At 62.8% G+C, this 15,385-nt stretch carries 17 protein-coding genes and 5 tRNA genes; 15 read left to right on the top strand and 7 right to left on the bottom strand.

Annotated features, from left to right (window positions below):
* Window positions 1-13: 13 nt before the first annotated feature.
* Window positions 14-961 (top strand): 4-hydroxy-3-methylbut-2-enyl diphosphate reductase, encoded by a 948-nt coding sequence (ispH, locus tag GYA95_RS21920; RefSeq protein WP_013970753.1) that lies wholly within the window; start codon window positions 14-16, stop codon window positions 959-961.
* A 134-nt stretch (window positions 962-1,095) separates the two neighbouring features.
* Here ispH and GYA95_RS21925 read toward each other — a convergent pair whose 3' ends face one another.
* Window positions 1,096-1,611 carry a GspH/FimT family pseudopilin gene (locus GYA95_RS21925; RefSeq protein WP_043935296.1) on the bottom strand — a complete coding sequence of 172 codons (516 nt, stop codon included), beginning with the start codon at window positions 1,609-1,611 and terminating at the stop codon, window positions 1,096-1,098.
* A 109-nt stretch (window positions 1,612-1,720) separates the two neighbouring features.
* Here GYA95_RS21925 and GYA95_RS21930 point away from each other — a divergent pair, with 109 nt between their 5' ends.
* From GYA95_RS21930 to thiO, 5 genes are read left to right on the top strand one after another with little or no spacing between them, the layout of a single operon-like run.
* A complete protein-coding gene (locus GYA95_RS21930; protein ID WP_015268850.1) occupies window positions 1,721-1,903 on the top strand; it encodes a prepilin-type N-terminal cleavage/methylation domain-containing protein in 183 nt (60 codons plus the stop codon).
* Entirely contained in the window at window positions 1,900-2,544 is a 645-nt protein-coding gene (locus GYA95_RS21935; RefSeq protein WP_161551493.1) for a PilW family protein, read from the top strand. Before GYA95_RS21930 ends, GYA95_RS21935 begins: the two co-directional genes overlap by 4 nt.
* A complete protein-coding gene (locus GYA95_RS21940) occupies window positions 2,541-3,005 on the top strand; it encodes a hypothetical protein (protein WP_015268852.1) in 465 nt (154 codons plus the stop codon). The genes GYA95_RS21935 and GYA95_RS21940 overlap by 4 nt, the downstream gene beginning before the upstream one ends.
* Before the next feature lies 1 nt (window position 3,006).
* Window positions 3,007-3,396 carry a type IV pilin protein gene (locus tag GYA95_RS21945; protein ID WP_013970758.1) on the top strand — a complete coding sequence of 130 codons (390 nt, stop codon included), beginning with the start codon at window positions 3,007-3,009 and terminating at the stop codon, window positions 3,394-3,396.
* Between the two features lie 54 nt (window positions 3,397-3,450).
* Window positions 3,451-4,548 (top strand): glycine oxidase ThiO, encoded by a 1,098-nt coding sequence (gene thiO / locus GYA95_RS21950; protein WP_015268853.1) that lies wholly within the window; start codon window positions 3,451-3,453, stop codon window positions 4,546-4,548.
* An 87-nt stretch (window positions 4,549-4,635) separates the two neighbouring features.
* On the opposite strand, the gene GYA95_RS21955 is transcribed toward thiO, so the two are convergent.
* Window positions 4,636-4,866, bottom strand: coding sequence for a PP0621 family protein (locus GYA95_RS21955; protein WP_015268854.1), 231 nt, complete (start codon window positions 4,864-4,866; stop codon window positions 4,636-4,638).
* Window positions 4,867-4,960: 94 nt separating this feature from the next.
* On the bottom strand, window positions 4,961-5,980 hold the full coding sequence (locus tag GYA95_RS21960; RefSeq protein ID WP_015268855.1) for an outer membrane protein assembly factor BamD: 1,020 nt from the start codon (window positions 5,978-5,980) through the stop codon (window positions 4,961-4,963).
* 147 nt (window positions 5,981-6,127) lie between these two features.
* Here GYA95_RS21960 and rluD point away from each other — a divergent pair, with 147 nt between their 5' ends.
* From rluD to GYA95_RS22000, 8 genes are all read left to right on the top strand, one after another.
* Complete coding sequence (rluD, locus tag GYA95_RS21965) at window positions 6,128-7,090, top strand: 23S rRNA pseudouridine(1911/1915/1917) synthase RluD (RefSeq protein WP_015268856.1); 963 nt, start codon at window positions 6,128-6,130, stop codon at window positions 7,088-7,090.
* A complete protein-coding gene (pgeF, locus tag GYA95_RS21970; RefSeq protein ID WP_015268857.1) occupies window positions 7,087-7,827 on the top strand; it encodes a peptidoglycan editing factor PgeF in 741 nt (246 codons plus the stop codon). Before rluD ends, pgeF begins: the two co-directional genes overlap by 4 nt.
* Window positions 7,828-8,067: 240 nt before the next feature.
* Window positions 8,068-10,632: an ATP-dependent chaperone ClpB gene (clpB, locus tag GYA95_RS21975; protein ID WP_015268858.1), complete on the top strand. Its 2,565-nt coding sequence runs from the start codon at window positions 8,068-8,070 to the stop codon at window positions 10,630-10,632.
* A gap of 432 nt (window positions 10,633-11,064) precedes the next feature.
* A tRNA-Asn gene (locus GYA95_RS21980) sits at window positions 11,065-11,140 on the top strand.
* Window positions 11,141-11,144: 4 nt separating this feature from the next.
* Window positions 11,145-11,221 (top strand) — tRNA-Pro (locus GYA95_RS21985).
* A gap of 6 nt (window positions 11,222-11,227) precedes the next feature.
* Window positions 11,228-11,303: transfer RNA gene (locus GYA95_RS21990), tRNA-Lys, on the top strand.
* A gap of 47 nt (window positions 11,304-11,350) precedes the next feature.
* Window positions 11,351-11,427: transfer RNA gene (locus tag GYA95_RS21995), tRNA-Pro, on the top strand.
* 5 nt (window positions 11,428-11,432) lie between these two features.
* A tRNA-Lys gene (locus tag GYA95_RS22000) sits at window positions 11,433-11,508 on the top strand.
* 176 nt (window positions 11,509-11,684) lie between these two features.
* Here the strand turns inward: GYA95_RS22000 and GYA95_RS22005 are convergent.
* The 4 genes from GYA95_RS22005 to GYA95_RS22020 form a co-directional block, all read right to left on the bottom strand.
* Window positions 11,685-12,980 carry an NAD(P)/FAD-dependent oxidoreductase gene (locus GYA95_RS22005; protein ID WP_003260618.1) on the bottom strand — a complete coding sequence of 432 codons (1,296 nt, stop codon included), beginning with the start codon at window positions 12,978-12,980 and terminating at the stop codon, window positions 11,685-11,687.
* 84 nt (window positions 12,981-13,064) lie between these two features.
* Window positions 13,065-13,238 carry a DUF3094 family protein gene (locus GYA95_RS22010; protein WP_013970765.1) on the bottom strand — a complete coding sequence of 58 codons (174 nt, stop codon included), beginning with the start codon at window positions 13,236-13,238 and terminating at the stop codon, window positions 13,065-13,067.
* Between the two features lie 133 nt (window positions 13,239-13,371).
* A complete protein-coding gene (locus tag GYA95_RS22015; RefSeq protein ID WP_013970766.1) occupies window positions 13,372-14,001 on the bottom strand; it encodes a DUF1780 domain-containing protein in 630 nt (209 codons plus the stop codon).
* A 55-nt stretch (window positions 14,002-14,056) separates the two neighbouring features.
* A complete protein-coding gene (locus GYA95_RS22020) occupies window positions 14,057-14,488 on the bottom strand; it encodes a hypothetical protein (protein WP_015268860.1) in 432 nt (143 codons plus the stop codon).
* Between the two features lie 86 nt (window positions 14,489-14,574).
* On the opposite strand from GYA95_RS22020, the gene GYA95_RS22025 reads away from it, so the two are divergent.
* Window positions 14,575-15,282: an energy-coupling factor ABC transporter permease gene (locus GYA95_RS22025; RefSeq protein ID WP_043935298.1), complete on the top strand. Its 708-nt coding sequence runs from the start codon at window positions 14,575-14,577 to the stop codon at window positions 15,280-15,282.
* Window positions 15,283-15,385 lie beyond the last annotated feature (103 nt).

Consider the following 15,385-nt stretch of genomic DNA (forward strand, 5'->3'; position numbering starts at 1 on the left):
CCTGGAGCCGAGCATGCAAATCAAACTCGCCAACCCTCGCGGCTTCTGCGCTGGGGTCGACCGGGCGATCGAGATCGTCAACCGCGCGCTGGAAGTCTTCGGCCCGCCGATCTATGTGCGTCACGAAGTGGTGCACAACAAGTTCGTGGTGGAAGACCTGCGCAACCGTGGCGCCATCTTCGTCGAAGAGCTGGACCAGGTACCGGACGACGTCATCGTCATCTTCAGTGCCCACGGTGTTTCCCAGGCCGTGCGCCAGGAAGCTGCTGGCCGTGGCCTGAAAGTGTTCGATGCCACCTGCCCGCTGGTGACCAAGGTGCACATCGAAGTGGCCAAGTACAGCCGCGACGGCCGTGAGTGCATTCTCATCGGCCACGAAGGGCATCCGGAGGTCGAAGGCACCATGGGCCAGTACGACGCCAGCAACGGTGGCGCCATCTACCTCGTCGAAGACGAGGAGGATGTTGCCAACCTGCAGGTGAAGGACCCGGACCACCTGGCGTTCGTCACCCAGACCACGCTGTCGATGGACGACACCAGCCGCGTGATCGACGCCCTGCGTGCCCGCTTCCCGAACATTGGCGGCCCGCGCAAGGACGACATCTGCTACGCCACCCAGAACCGCCAGGACGCGGTCAAGCAACTGGCGGACGAGTGCGACGTGGTACTGGTGGTCGGCAGCCCGAACAGCTCCAACTCCAACCGCCTGCGCGAGCTGGCCGAGCGCATGGGCACCCCGGCCTACCTGATCGACGGTGCCGAGGACCTGCAGCGTGGCTGGTTCGACCAGACGGCGCGGGTCGGCATTACCGCTGGCGCTTCGGCTCCCGAAGTGCTGGTGCGTGGCGTGATCGAGCAGCTCAAGGCCTGGGGCGCCACCGGTGCTGAAGAGCTGGATGGGCGGGAAGAGAACATCACCTTCTCCATGCCCAAGGAGTTGCGGGTTCGGTCGCTGATCTGACCGCAGTTTGCGCAATCCCCCCTGTAGGAGCGGCCTTGTGTCGCGAACGGGCTGCAAAGCAGCCCCAGGATTTCAGCGTTAGAGCTGATATTGCCGGGGCCGCTTTGCGGCCCTTTCGCGACACAAGGCCGCTCCTACATTGACCGCGCTGATCTGCTAGTGGTGTCTTTGCATCGGGATTTTTTTGGCTCTCCCATCTGTACGTTGACCCTGCCAGTCGATGCCATCACCACTTGATACTGGCTAGTTGCGGTCAAGCGCTCGCAAATCTCCATCGTTGAACCTAACCAATTACCGTTGGCCCCAAGCGGAACACCCTGCGCACTGAATTTCAGCTGCTCACCGCGATTGCTCGTGATCTTCAGCGGCCGTGAAAGACGCTGCTCGCGCAGCACCTGCCCGTTATGCTCCAGCATCACCTGCCAACCATTCCCCCAGTTACCGTCCAACGCCTGCACCAGCACCGGCTGGCTTTGCAACATGGCATGGCTGCGCGCACTGCGCAGCGCCTGCGCCAAGTCACGCGCAGCTGCCGCCCTGTGTAGGTCGTCGCTCAATCTGGCGTAGGCCGGCATGCCGAGCTGTGTCAGCAACACGGCCACCGCCAGGGCCGACAACATTTGAATCAGTGTTACACCTCGTTGCTTCACCGTGCATTCCTCCCTGGAAGTGCTTGGCTGTAGCTTCACGGTCGTTGGACCCGCGGTCCAGTCGCCCGGGTTCAATGCAATTGCAGGAAAAGTCGCAGGAGGTGCAGGGATGCACGCAAGACAGCGGGGCATGACGCTTCTGGAAGTGTTATTGGCGGTGGTAGTGGTGGCTGTGGGTATGTTCGCAGCGGCAGGCCTGCAACTGCAGGCATTGCAGGCTGCGGAGGACGCGCGCCGCGATGGGAAGGCGGCAATGGCGGCGCACAGTGAGCAGGAAAGGGGGCGGCCATGAGTCGGGGCCAGTGTGGTTTCGGCTTGCTTGAGGTGATGCTGGCGCTGACCATCGGGTTGCTGCTGTTGGCGGCGGCCAGCCAGCTATTCGCCTCGGCCCACCATACCTGGCGGCTGCAAAGCACGGCAGTACGCATGCAGGATGAGGCACGCATGGCATTGCTGCGAATGGCCCAGGATATCCGCATGACCGGGATGTTTGGCTGCCTGCGACTGCGGCCAAGGCACTTCGGCAGTTCGAGCGCAGACCACGCATTCGCCCGGCCGATGGAAGTCGAAGCATCCACCCTTAGCCTGGTCGTTGCGGAGTTACCTGGGCAAGCCGGGGGCCCGCAGTGGTTCCTGCACACGGACTGTACTAGCAAAGTGTCTGTGGACGATGAGTTGAAGGAGGGCTACCCACAGGTTTACCCCATCAGCAGATATGTCTACCAACTCCAGGGCAATACGCTGAAATTCAAACGCAACAAAAGCAACTTCCAGCCGCTGGTTGAAAATGTGCGGTCAATGCGTTTGCAGCGTGTGCAAATGGCACAGGGTGAGGGGGTGGATATTGCCCTGACGCTTTACGAACCCACGCTCGAACTTGAACAGCACCATGAACTGAGCGTCGCAATCCGCAACCCGGTGCCGAACCCATGAATCGTCAGCGTGGCATAGTCCTGTTGTTGGCCTTGGTCCTGAGCCTGCTGCTTGGGCTGCTTGCGGCGTCCGCCCTGCGTGATGCGCTGGCGCAAACGCGAATGACCGGCTATCTGAGCGAAGGCCTGCTGGCGCTGGAGCAGGCCGAGGCCACGCTGCTGGCAGGGGCAGGCGAGCTCGAGCGGGCTCCCCCCGACCCTTGCGAGGCGTGCCCGCCACCCGCTCGACCGCATGACCTGAGCGGGCAGTGGCAGCGCACGCGAACCGGCTATTTCCATTTGCAGAATCTGGGTACCAGCGAACACGCGGCGCATATGCCGGAAGGGCAGCAGGTCACCCTGTACCGCGTCACCGCCGTCAGCCTGCAAACCCAGTCACGGCATGTGCTGGAAGCTTTCTACGCCATGGCCGGCGACACAACCCGGCGCATTGCCTGGCGGCAGAGATTGCGAGGAGACTGACATGCAGCAAGGCTTGAGCCTGATCGAGTTGTTGATTGTGCTGGCCGTGACCGGCATTCTGGCAGCCATTGCCTACCCCAGTTACAGCGACCAGCTACGGCGAGCCGCGCGCAGCGAAGTGGTTGGCCTGCTGCATGACGCCGCCCTGCGCCTGGAGCGCCACCGCGTACGCACTGGCCAATACGCCGAGGGCGACCCTGCCTTGCCCGACGGTACCCGCTATTACAGCCTGCAGGCCCAGCGCGACAGCGACACCTTCACGCTGCGCGCCCGGCGGCTGCCGAGCGGGCTGATGGCGCAGGACCGCTGTGGCGATTTCCAGCTCGACCAGGCCGGCGTGCAGCGCAATCCGGGTGCCGTCGAAGACAGCGTGCACTGCTGGGGAAGCTGAAGATTGAATGATGCCCGGTGCATCGCGGATTTACTTCAGGTGTTGGATCGACAGATGAGCAAGCAAGTAGTGGTGGTCGGTGGCGGGGTGATCGGCCTGCTGACGGCATTCAACCTGGCGGCGAAGGTCGGGCAGGTGGTGGTGTGTGATCAGGGTGAAGTCGGCCGCGAATCGTCCTGGGCCGGCGGTGGCATCGTCTCGCCGCTGTACCCGTGGCGCTACAGCCCGGCCGTGACCGCCTTGGCACACTGGTCGCAAGACTTTTATCCACAGCTGGGCGAGCGTTTGTTCGCCAGCACCGGCGTCGACCCCGAAGTGCACACCACCGGCCTGTACTGGCTCGACCTGGACGACGAGGCCGAAGCGCTGGCCTGGGCCGAGCGTGAGCAGCGGCCGCTGAGTGCCGTGGATATTTCGGCGGCCTATGACGCGGTGCCGGTGCTGGGCCCGGGCTTCAAGCGTGCCATCTACATGGCCGGCGTGGCCAACGTGCGCAACCCGCGCCTGGTGAAGTCGCTCAAGGCGGCGTTGCTGGCGTTGCCCAACGTGACCTTGCGTGAGCACTGCCAGGTTACCGGTTTTGTCCAGCAAGGCGGTCGCGTGACCGGGGTGCAGACGGCAGACGACGTGCTGGCGGCGGATGAGGTGGTGCTCAGTGCTGGCGCGTGGAGTGGCGACCTGCTGCGTACGCTCGGCCTGGAACTGCCGGTGGAGCCGGTGAAGGGCCAGATGATTTTGTTCAAATGTGCCGAAGACTTTCTGCCGAGCATGGTGCTGGCCAAGGGGCGCTATGCGATCCCGCGGCGTGACGGGCATATTCTGGTGGGTAGCACGCTGGAGCATGCCGGGTACGACAAGACCCCGACCGAGGAGGCGTTGGAGAGCCTGAAGGCCTCGGCGGTGGAGTTGCTGCCTGAGCTCGAGGGGGCCACGGTGGTGGCGCACTGGGCCGGGCTGCGGCCGGGGTCGCCGGAAGGTATTCCGTATATCGGACCGGTGCCGGGGCATGCGGGGTTGTGGTTGAACTGCGGGCATTACCGCAACGGGCTGGTGCTGGCGCCGGCTTCGTGCCAGCTGTTTACCGACCTGTTGACCGGGGCAGAGCCGATCATTGACCCGGCGCCGTATGCGCCAGCCGGGCGGTTGAGCTGAGATTGCCGGGGCCGCTCCTACAGGGGCTGCGTATTCCCTGTGGGAGCGGCCTTGTGTCGCGAAAGGGCTGCAAGGCAGCCCCAGTTTCTAACGGGATTGCCCCGGCCCTTGCTGCAGGTGTGCCTGGCTGCAATACCACTCGTTGCCCTGCTGCAGCGCCCGGTCATTGGGCAGGTGCACGCCGCAATGGGCGCAGCGCACCATCTTCAGCGGCGCATCCAGCTTCGCCTCGGGGTGCGACTGTTGGCTGGCTTTGAACTTGCGCCACAGCCAGAACGCGGCGGCGATCAGGGCGATCCAGAAAAGTAGGCGAACCATGGTGTCCAGCTTGTCGGTTGAAGAAGCCGACAGTCTAGGACGCGGCCAATAAAAAAGGGAGGCCCAGGGCCTCCCTTTCATGTACCGCTACGTATCAGTCGAACAGACCAAAGGTCATGTAGCTGAACCAGGAACGGTCCTTCTCGGCTTCCTTCGGCCCTTCCGGCACGATCGGATCACCGTTCTCGTCGGTTGGCAGCAGCTCACGCGGCATCTCGTCACGTGCGTCCTGGAACTGCTTGACCACGTCCTGGTTCGCGCGGGTTTCACCCGGCGGCAGCGGGGTGTCGGTCTCGATCAGGCCCAGGGTCGCTTTGGACAGCCAGCCGCGGCCGTCAGACTCGGTCTGCTTTGGCTGGAACTCGCCATCTACCAGGCTCGGGTGGTCCGGGTAGTTGAGTTTGAGGGTTTCCAGGCTGGTGGCGGCCAGTTCGTCCAGGTGCATCTTCTGGTACGCCTCGACCATCACCGCCAGGCCGTCGCCGACCGATGGGGTTTCCTGGAAGTTCTCTACCACGTAGCGGCCACGGTTGGCAGCGGCTACATAGGCCTGGCGGCTCAGGTAGTAGTCGGCCACATGGATTTCGTACGACGCCAGCAGGTTGCGCAGGTAGATCATGCGCTGCTTGGCGTCGGGGGCGTAGCGGCTATTGGGGAAGCGGCTGGTCAGCTGGGCGAATTCGTTGTACGAGTCGCGGGCAGCACCCGGGTCACGCTTGGTCATGTCCAGCGGCAGGAAGCGCGCCACCAGGCCACGGTCCTGGTCGAACGAGGTCAGGCCCTTGAGGTAGTAGGCGTAGTCGACGTTCGGGTGCTGCGGGTGCAGGCGGATGAAGCGCTCGGCAGCCGACTTGGCAGCCTCGGGCTCGGAGTTCTTGTAGTTGGCGTAGATCAGCTCGAGCTGCGCCTGGTCGGCATAGCGGCCGAACGGGTAGCGCGACTCCAGGGCCTTGAGCTTGTTCACGGCGCTGGTGTAGCTGGAGTTGTCCAGGTCAGCTTGCGCCTGCTGATACAGCTCGGCCTCGCTGAGGTTCTCGTCGATCACTTCCTTATTGGAGGAACAGGCCGCGGTGAGCCCGAGGATGGCGATCAGCAGCAGGTGTTTCACTTGCATGGCGGCTTGCGTCCCTTTGACGGCCGCTGTCTTGGGCGGTGCCGTCCTGTTATGATGAGCGCCCCGGCCAACCCCGGGACAAAAGAAGCCGTATTTAACCACAAGCTCGCAGCCGAAACCAAAGGCTGTGCGCCCGCCGAATCGAGCATGTCCGAGATCATTCAACTTAGCGCAGAGGTCCCGTCCGAACTGGGCGGTCAACGCCTCGACCAGGTCGCCGCCCAATTGTTCGACGAGTATTCGCGCTCGCGGCTGACTACCTGGATCAAAGAAGGCCGCCTGACGGTCGATGGCGCGGTCCTGCGCCCGCGTGACACCGTCCATGGTGGCGCCGTGCTGGCACTGGAGGCCGAGCAAGAGGCCCAGGGCGAGTGGGAGGCCGAGGACATCGCGCTGGACATCGTCTATGAAGACGACCAGATCCTGGTGATCAACAAGCCTGCCGGCCTGGTTGTGCACCCGGCTGCCGGGCATGCCAGCGGCACCTTGCTGAACGCGCTGCTGCACCATGTGCCCGACATCATCAACGTGCCGCGCGCCGGCATCGTGCACCGCCTGGACAAGGACACCACCGGCCTGATGGTGGTGGCCAAGACCCTGCAGGCGCAGACCAACCTGGTCGACCAGCTGCAAAAGCGCTCGGTCAGCCGCATTTATGAATGCATCGTGGTTGGTGTGGTGACTGCCGGTGGCAAGATCGACGCGCCCATCGGCCGCCACGGCGGCATGCGCCAGCGCATGGCAGTCACCGACGGCGGCAAGCCTGCGATCAGCCACTACCGTGTGCTCAAGCGCTTCCGCTCGCACACCCATGTGCGGGTGAAGCTGGAAACCGGCCGTACCCACCAGATCCGCGTGCACATGGCTCATGTCGGCTACCCGCTGGTCGGCGACCAGACCTACGGCGGCCGCTTCCGCATTCCGCCGGCAGCCAGCCCGACCATGGTCGAGGCGGTGAAGACCTTCCCGCGTCAGGCCCTGCACGCACGCTTCCTGGCGCTGGTACACCCGACCACCGGTGAGCGCATGGAATGGGAATCGCCGCTGCCGGATGACTTCGTCTGGTTGCTGTCGCTGCTGAACCAGGACCGCGAGAGCTTTATCGGATGAGTGGCCTGACTCAGTCGCTGCTGTTCCCCGACTGGCCAGCCCCGGCCTCAGTGCGCGCCTGTGTCACCACCCGCCAGGGCGGCGTCAGCCTGCCGCCCTATGAAACCTTCAACCTTGGCGACCATGTAGGGGACGACCCTGCCGCGGTGGCCGAAAACCGTCGTCGCCTGAGCGACGAATTCGCCATCCAGCCGGCCTGGCTCAAGCAGGTGCATGGGCTGGTGGTGGCAAATGCCGACCCGGCTGTGGTGGCCGAGGCCGACGCCAGCTGGACCGACCAGCCTGGCATTGCCTGCACCGTGATGACTGCAGATTGCCTGCCAGCGCTGTTCTGCGACCGGGCCGGTACCCGTGTGGCGGCCGCGCATGCTGGCTGGCGCGGGCTGGCCGGTGGTGTGCTGGAGGCCACCTTGGATCGCCTGGCACTGCCACCCGAAGAGGTGCTGGTGTGGCTGGGGCCGGCGATTGGCCCACAGGCGTTCGAAGTGGGGCTGGAAGTGCGTGATGCCTTTACTGCGGTGCACCCGGAAGCGGCCCGGGCCTTTGTCGATGGTGCCCGGCCGGGCAAGTTGATGGCCGACATCTATGAGCTGGCGCGTATTCGTTTGGCGGCGCGTGGGGTGACTGCTGTTCATGGCGGTGGCTTGTGCACGGTCAGCGACGAGCGGTTCTTCTCCTATCGCCGTACTCCGCAGGGGGGGCGCTTTGCTTCCCTGGTGTGGCTGGAGCCGCGCTAGCCTGCACCGGCCTTTTCGCGGGCACGCCCGATCCACAGGTTTCAAACATTGCGGATTCCCTGTAGGAGCGGGCATGCCCGCGAATGGCCCAGCACTAATCCAACAGGTTGATCCTGGTCAACCCCGCTACGCTTGAATCTTCCAGAATCAGCCTTATCTATAAGGTCATCTCAGGCAGGTTTCTTCACAAACAGGCGCTGTCCATCGCTCCGACCTGCCCTTTAAAAGGAAGGTACCCCCATGCGAATAGACCGTTTGACCAGCAAGCTGCAGCTTGCGATATCCGATGCCCAATCCCTGGCGGTTGGCATGGATCACCCTGCCATCGAGCCGGTGCACCTGTTGCAGGCACTGCTCGAGCAGCAGGGCGGTTCGATCAAGCCGCTGCTGATGCAGGTAGGCTTCGACATCAACAGCCTGCGCCAGGCACTGGTGAAAGAACTCGACCAGCTGCCGAAAATCCAGAACCCCACCGGCGACGTAAACATGTCGCAGGACCTGGCGCGCCTGCTCAACCAGGCCGACCGCCTGGCCCAGCAGAAGGGCGACCAGTTCATTTCCAGCGAACTTGTGCTGCTGGCTGCCATGGACGAGAACAGCAAGCTCGGCAAGCTGTTGTTGAGCCAGGGCGTGAGCAAGAAGGCCCTGGAAAACGCCATCAACAACCTGCGCGGCGGTGCGGCGGTCAATGACGCCAACGCCGAGGAATCGCGCCAGGCGCTGGACAAGTACACCGTCGACCTGACCAAGCGTGCCGAAGAAGGCAAACTGGACCCGGTGATTGGCCGTGACGACGAAATTCGCCGTACCGTACAGGTGCTGCAACGCCGTACCAAGAACAACCCGGTGCTGATCGGTGAGCCTGGCGTAGGTAAAACCGCCATCGCCGAAGGCCTGGCCCAGCGCATCATCAATGGTGAAGTGCCGGACGGCCTCAAGGGCAAGCGCCTGCTGGCGCTGGACATGGGCGCGCTGATTGCCGGTGCCAAGTACCGCGGCGAGTTCGAAGAACGCCTCAAAGGCCTGCTGAACGAGCTGTCCAAGCAGGAAGGCCAGATCATCCTGTTCATCGACGAACTGCACACCATGGTCGGCGCCGGCAAGGGTGAGGGCGCCATGGACGCCGGCAACATGCTCAAGCCGGCCCTGGCTCGTGGCGAGCTGCACTGCGTTGGCGCCACCACGCTGAACGAGTACCGCCAGTTCATCGAAAAGGATGCTGCCCTGGAGCGCCGCTTCCAGAAGGTGCTGGTCGAGGAGCCGAGCGAGGAAGACACCATCGCCATCCTGCGGGGCCTGAAAGAGCGCTATGAAGTGCACCACAAGGTTGCCATCACCGACGGCGCCATCATTGCTGCGGCCAAGCTCAGCCACCGCTACATCACTGACCGTCAGCTGCCGGACAAGGCCATTGACCTGATCGACGAAGCGGCCAGCCGCATCCGCATGGAGATCGACTCCAAGCCGGAAGTGCTCGACCGCCTCGACCGTCGCCTGATCCAGCTGAAGGTGGAGTCGCAGGCGCTGAAGAAGGAAGAAGACGAAGCGGCGAAAAAGCGCCTGGAGAAGCTGACCGAGGAAATCGACCGGTTGGAGCGTGAATATGCCGACCTGGAAGAAATCTGGGCCTCCGAGAAGGCTGAGGTGCAGGGCTCGGCGCAGATCCAGCAAAAGATCGAGCAGGCCCGCCAGGAGCTGGAGACCGCCCGTCGCAAAGGCGACCTGAGCCGCATGGCCGAGCTGCAGTACGGGGTGATCCCGGACTTGGAGCGTAGCCTGCAGATGGTCGACCAGCACGGCAAGACCGAAAACCAGTTGCTGCGCAATAAGGTCACCGAGGAAGAAATTGCGGAAGTGGTCTCGAAGTGGACCGGTATCCCGGTGGCCAAGATGCTCGAAGGCGAGCGTGAAAAGCTGCTGAAGATGGAAGAGCTGCTGCACCAGCGTGTGATCGGCCAGAACGAGGCGGTAACCGCCGTGGCCAACGCGGTGCGCCGTTCGCGTGCCGGGCTGTCCGACCCGAACCGGCCGAGTGGTTCGTTCCTGTTCCTCGGCCCGACCGGGGTGGGCAAGACCGAGCTGTGCAAGGCGCTGGCCGAGTTCCTGTTCGACACCGAAGAGGCAATGGTGCGCATCGACATGTCCGAGTTCATGGAGAAGCATTCCGTGGCTCGCCTGATCGGTGCCCCACCAGGCTATGTGGGGTATGAAGAGGGCGGTTACCTGACCGAGGCGGTACGGCGCAAGCCATACTCGGTGGTGCTGCTGGACGAGGTGGAGAAGGCCCACCCGGATGTGTTCAACGTGCTGCTGCAGGTGCTGGAAGACGGCCGCCTGACCGACAGCCACGGGCGCACCGTGGACTTCCGCAACACCGTGATCGTGATGACCTCCAACCTGGGCTCGGCGCAGATCCAGGAACTGGTGGGTGACCGTGAGGCACAGCGTGCGGCGGTGATGGATGCGGTGGGTTCGCACTTCCGTCCGGAATTCATCAACCGTATCGACGAAGTGGTGGTGTTCGAGCCACTGGGCCGCGAGCAGATTGCCGGCATTACCGAAATCCAGCTGGGCCGCCTGCGCAGCCGTCTGCTGGAGCGCGAACTGTCGCTGAGCCTGAGCCCGGAGGCATTGGACAAGCTGATTGCCGTGGGTTACGACCCGGTATACGGCGCACGGCCACTGAAGCGGGCGATCCAGCGCTGGATCGAAAACCCGTTGGCGCAGTTGATCCTGGCAGGCAAGTTCATGCCGGGCACGGCGATTACCGCCAAGGTGGAAGGCGACGAAATCGTCTTCGGCTGATCTGTTTCACCATGAGCCCCGCATCTGCGGGGCTTTTTTTTGTCTGTATCTCCCAGGCCTCTCACACATTCCGAGGACCGGTGCCGTACCTGTGGGAGCGGGCATGCCCGCGAAGGGGCCGTCACAGCCCCAGCAAATCCGGGCCTTTCCGGCTTCCTGGATAACTAGCTGAAATTTTTGAAATTTTTGCTTGCATCTAAAATCGGGTGCCCCTAATATACGCCGCGTTGTCAGGCACTAAGCGAATCACCAGCAACATCGGTGACCGCAAAACAACTTACAAATCAGTAAGTTGAATGAAAAAAAGTGGTTGACAAGCAAAACGAAGAATGTAGAATAGCCGGCCTCAGCAGCTGCAACGCGAAAGCGGATAGCCAAAGAGACCGAAGCTAACACAAGCTTCGAAGCTGTAAAGATGTACCGAAGTTCAGTTCCGCGATAGCTCAGTCGGTAGAGCAAATGACTGTTAATCATTGGGTCCCTGGTTCGAGTCCAGGTCGCGGAGCCAATCTCGGGGTGTAGCGCAGTCCGGTAGCGCGCCTGCTTTGGGAGCAGGATGTCAGGAGTTCGAATCCCCTCACCCCGACCATTTTCCGGGTCGTTAGCTCAGTTGGTAGAGCAGTTGGCTTTTAACCAATTGGTCGTAGGTTCGAATCCTACACGACCCACCATGTAAAAAGGGCATCTCAAGCGAGATGCCCTTTTTCTTTAAGTATCACGGGGTGTAGCGCAGTCCGGTAGCGCGCCTGCTTTGGGAGCAGGATGTCAGGAGTTCGAATCCCCTCACCCCGACCATTTCCGGGTCGTTAGCTCAGTTGGTAGAGCAGTTGGCTTTTAACCAATTGGTCGTAGGTTCGAATCCTACACGACCCACCATGAAAAAAAGGGCATCTCGCATGAGATGCCCTTTTTTTTTGCCAGAATTTTGGGCCTGCGTTGCAGGCCATCGCGACACAAGGCCGCTCCTACAGCAAGCAGATATTGCGCGGTCGTTTGTAGGAGCGGCCTTGTGTCGCGAAAGGGGCGCAAAGCGCCCCCAGCAATCTTCAGTGTCAGTGCAACTTCAACCTAGGCTCGGTACCCCGGCCAATCTTGCTACCCAGCATCATCAACGCCGTACGGAAGAACCCGTACAACGCCATCTGGTGCATCCGGTACAGCGACACGTAGAACATCCGCGCCAGCCAGCCCTCCAGCTTCACGCTGCCCATCAGGTTACCCATCAGGTTGCCCACCGCCGAGAAGCGCGACAGCGACACCAGCGAGCCGTAGTCCTTGTACTCATAGGTCGGCAGCGCCTTGTTCTCCAGCCGCGCCTTCAAACTCTGCGCCAGCATCGAAGCCTGCTGGTGCGCCGCCTGGGCACGTGGCGGCACGTTGCGGTCGCTACCCGGTTGCGGGCAGGCGGCGCAGTCACCGAAGGCAAAGATGTTGTCATCGCGGGTGGTTTGCAGGGTAGGGCGCACCACCAGCTGGTTGATTCGGTTGGTTTCCAGGCCATCGATGTCCTTGAGGAACGCCGGCGCACGGATACCAGCCGCCCACACTTTCAAACTGGCCTGGATCACTTCACCGTCTTTGGTTTTCAGGCCATCCTCGGTCACTTCACTGACCGCAGCGTTGGTCATCACCTTCACCCCGAGCTTTTCCAGAGTCTTGTGCACCGGCACGCTGATGCGCTCTGGCAGCGCCGGCAATACGCGCGGGCCGGCCTCGATAATGGTGATGTGCATGTCCTTGGGCTGGATGCGGTCCAGGCCATAGGCCGCCAGTTCGTGGGCCGCGTGATGCAGCTCGGCTGCCAGTTCCACACCGGTGGCACCGGCGCCGACGATGGCCACGCTGATCTTCTCGCTCGCCACGTCACCGGCATGGGCACGCAGATAGTGGTTGAGCAACTGCTGGTGGAAACGCTCGGCCTGCTTGCGGGTGTCGAGGAACAGGCAGTGCTGCGCCGCGCCCAAGGTGCCGAAGTCGTTGGTGTTGGAACCTACGGCAATGACCAGGGTGTCGTAGCCCAGGGTGCGCGCAGGCAACAGCTCGCGGCCCTCTTCGTCGAGGGTGGCGGCCAGTTGAATCTGTTTGCCTTCACGGTCCAGGCCGCTCATGCGCCCCAGCTGGAAGTTGAAGTGGTTCCACTTGGCCTGGGCCACGTAGTTCAGTTCGTCTTCCGAGGAGTTCAGCGAGCCGGCGGCCACTTCGTGCAGCAGAGGCTTCCAGATGTGCGTGAGGTTGGCGTCGACCAGGGTGATCTCGGCCTGCTTGCGCTTACCCAGGCTTTTACCCAGGCGGGTCGCCAGTTCCAGGCCGCCGGCGCCGCCGCCGACAATCACGATGCGATGAGTCATGGGGATATCTCATAAGGTTTACGGAATTCGTGGCCCCGGGGGCCGGCCGCAAACTGCACGAGGGGAGGGCGAGCGCGAAGCAGCTCATAGCACCAGTCCACTGAGCAGGCGGCTGATGAGACCCAACCCGATGGTCACGGCCACCACCAGCACAAGGAGCAGCCACGGCCGGAAGGGCCTGCGCTCGACTTGGTGCTGGGGGGCTCGCAGATACTCATCGACACGACGCTGATCTTCCGGATTCAGGCGGCTGGTCATGGTGGGGCCTCGTCAGGTAGACGTTTGGGACTGCGTAAACGCTACAGCGTTCACGCAAGCGCTTGAAACAAATGATAAGGCTTTCTATCTCTGGCGCCGAGTGTACGCCATCGCAAACACTCGCTGCAGTGGATCAAAGACTGATGCCCACGTCGAACACAATGCTGCGGCCCAGGTTGCCGCGCAGGAAGTCCGGCGCATCGGGGTGGGCGAACAGCACCCGGGCAAATGTCGGCCCGACCAGTGACAGCGAGCGCCAGCCCTGGCGCAGGTATTCGGTGGGCGGCGGGAAATGGGTGTTGAGGTCGAGCACTTCGCGCTTGAGGCTGGCGAAGGCAATGATATCCAGCTCGTTCAGTTCCAGCCCGCGTTCCCGGTAGTTGTGCGCCTTCTTGCGCAAGGTCGGCGCCAGCCGCCCCAGCAGCTCGGTGGCACTGATGCGCCGCGGGCGCGCTTCGCGGCGCACCAGTTGCGCCAGGGAAAACGCACTGCGCCGGCGCTGCAGTTCTTCGCGCCATTCATCGTTGAGCCGGCGGCCCTCGTCGAGCACGAAAAACACCTCGAACGCCGCGTCGCGGAACAGCACGTCTGGCGGTTCTTGCCCGGCCGGGGTGAAGTCCTCGCTGCGATAGGGGATGTTCAGCCCCTGCAACAGGCGTTGGCACACCCAACGCTCCCGCTCCCACTTGCGGGCGTTGGAGAGAAAGGCATTGGCTTGTTCCGCCTGGATGGTAAGCAGGCGCAGGTAGTCTGAGTCATCCATGCAGACAAGCTTAGCTGTTAATCGATGACGATAAGATGCTGTTTGTGCGCAGAAATCAGCCCAGTATTGGCCATTGCTGTACCACACCAAGCAGGTGCACCAGGCCAAACCCCAGGCAGATCAGTGAACTGACCACGATGAAACGCCGCGAGCGCCCGGTACCCGCCAGCAATATCGGCCCCAGCAGGCCGCGCGCCAGGTACACCAAGGTGATCAGGCAGATGGCCGGCAGCAGCAAGGGCAACCGCCCGATGGCCCCGGCAGCTGACAGCGCATACCCCGACCAGGCCAGCAGCACGCAGGCGATGGCTGCGGTGATCAGCCCTGGGTACCAGCGGCCGTTTTCGGCGGCCACGGCCATGCGCTCGCCGGCCCCGAACAAACGGTACCAGCGTGGCCCGACGGCGATGATGACCAGGTGAAGTACGCCGATGATGGCGTTGAGCGCTGCTGCCAGCAGCAGGGCAAGGTTGATTCCTTCCGGCATGAGCAATGCTTCCTGCATTGAGTGAGGGTGCCAGCCTAGCGCAACCGAATGAAACGGAGAATGGGTGTAGACTCGGCTTTATCCACATGGCTGCAAGGGGCATTCGTCAGGTGATCAGCGCGCAGGTGTTGTCGGGCACCACCCTTACGCTTGGCTGGCTGGGGTATGTGCCGTTGCTGATCTGGGCGGTCAGCCAGGTGCGCTGGGTTGAGCTGTTCACTGACCGGCGCCGCCAGCATCTGCTGTTTGGCACGGTGTTCTGCCTGTTTGCCTTGTGGTTGGTGCGGCGCGATTTCGATACCGGGGTGTCGTATCACTTCATTGGCATGACGGCGGTCACGCTGTTGCTGGACTGGCCACTGGCGGTGCTTGGCGGGTTCATGGCCCAGCTCGGTTTGCTGGTGCTGGGGCGTCAGGACCTGGCGGCGCTGGGGGTGAATGGCTTGTTGCTGGTTGGCCTGCCGGTGCTGATCGCCGAGGCGTGCGCGATAGGGGTCGAGCGCGCCCAGCCGCGGAACCTGTTTGTGTATATCTTCTGTTCAGGGTTCTTCCCGGCGGCACTGACCGTGCTGGCCTGCCTGTCGACCGCGCTGGGGTTGTTGTGGCTGGACGGGCGCTTCGCCATGCCGGAGTGGCTCAGCGATTTTGTCGGCTACCTGTGGCTGATGATGTTCCCCGAAGCGTTCATCAACGGCACGGTGATCAGTGCGCTGGTGGTGTTTTGCCCGGAGTGGCTGGAAACCTTCAACCGCACGCGGTATCTGCAGGCGCCGTGGAAGGAGGATGATCGATAACTAACCAGGCCACCGCAGCGGTGCGGTCCTTGCTTGTAGGAGCGGCCTTGTGTCGCGAAAGGGCTGCGGAGCAGCCCCGGCGAACTTTGGGTTAACGCTGAAA

The organism is Pseudomonas asiatica (assembly GCF_009932335.1).
Classification (GTDB): Bacteria; Pseudomonadota; Gammaproteobacteria; order Pseudomonadales; family Pseudomonadaceae; genus Aquipseudomonas; species Aquipseudomonas asiatica.

Coding starts and splice junctions, on each gene's coding strand:
- GYA95_RS22010 (WP_013970765.1), bottom strand. CDS start 13,238: ATGACCAGCCGCCTGAATCCGGAAGATCAGCGTCGTGTCGATGAGTAT.
- ispH (WP_013970753.1), top strand. CDS start 14: ATGCAAATCAAACTCGCCAACCCTCGCGGCTTCTGCGCTGGGGTCGAC.
- GYA95_RS21930 (WP_015268850.1), top strand. CDS start 1,721: ATGCACGCAAGACAGCGGGGCATGACGCTTCTGGAAGTGTTATTGGCG.
- GYA95_RS22025 (WP_043935298.1), top strand. CDS start 14,575: ATGGCTGCAAGGGGCATTCGTCAGGTGATCAGCGCGCAGGTGTTGTCG.
- clpB (WP_015268858.1), top strand. CDS start 8,068: ATGCGAATAGACCGTTTGACCAGCAAGCTGCAGCTTGCGATATCCGAT.
- GYA95_RS22020 (WP_015268860.1), bottom strand. CDS start 14,488: ATGCCGGAAGGAATCAACCTTGCCCTGCTGCTGGCAGCAGCGCTCAAC.
- GYA95_RS21940 (WP_015268852.1), top strand. CDS start 2,541: ATGAATCGTCAGCGTGGCATAGTCCTGTTGTTGGCCTTGGTCCTGAGC.
- GYA95_RS22005 (WP_003260618.1), bottom strand. CDS start 12,980: ATGACTCATCGCATCGTGATTGTCGGCGGCGGCGCCGGCGGCCTGGAA.
- GYA95_RS21955 (WP_015268854.1), bottom strand. CDS start 4,866: ATGGTTCGCCTACTTTTCTGGATCGCCCTGATCGCCGCCGCGTTCTGG.
- GYA95_RS21945 (WP_013970758.1), top strand. CDS start 3,007: ATGCAGCAAGGCTTGAGCCTGATCGAGTTGTTGATTGTGCTGGCCGTG.
- rluD (WP_015268856.1), top strand. CDS start 6,128: ATGTCCGAGATCATTCAACTTAGCGCAGAGGTCCCGTCCGAACTGGGC.
- GYA95_RS21960 (WP_015268855.1), bottom strand. CDS start 5,980: ATGCAAGTGAAACACCTGCTGCTGATCGCCATCCTCGGGCTCACCGCG.
- thiO (WP_015268853.1), top strand. CDS start 3,451: ATGAGCAAGCAAGTAGTGGTGGTCGGTGGCGGGGTGATCGGCCTGCTG.
- pgeF (WP_015268857.1), top strand. CDS start 7,087: ATGAGTGGCCTGACTCAGTCGCTGCTGTTCCCCGACTGGCCAGCCCCG.
- GYA95_RS22015 (WP_013970766.1), bottom strand. CDS start 14,001: ATGGATGACTCAGACTACCTGCGCCTGCTTACCATCCAGGCGGAACAA.
- GYA95_RS21935 (WP_161551493.1), top strand. CDS start 1,900: ATGAGTCGGGGCCAGTGTGGTTTCGGCTTGCTTGAGGTGATGCTGGCG.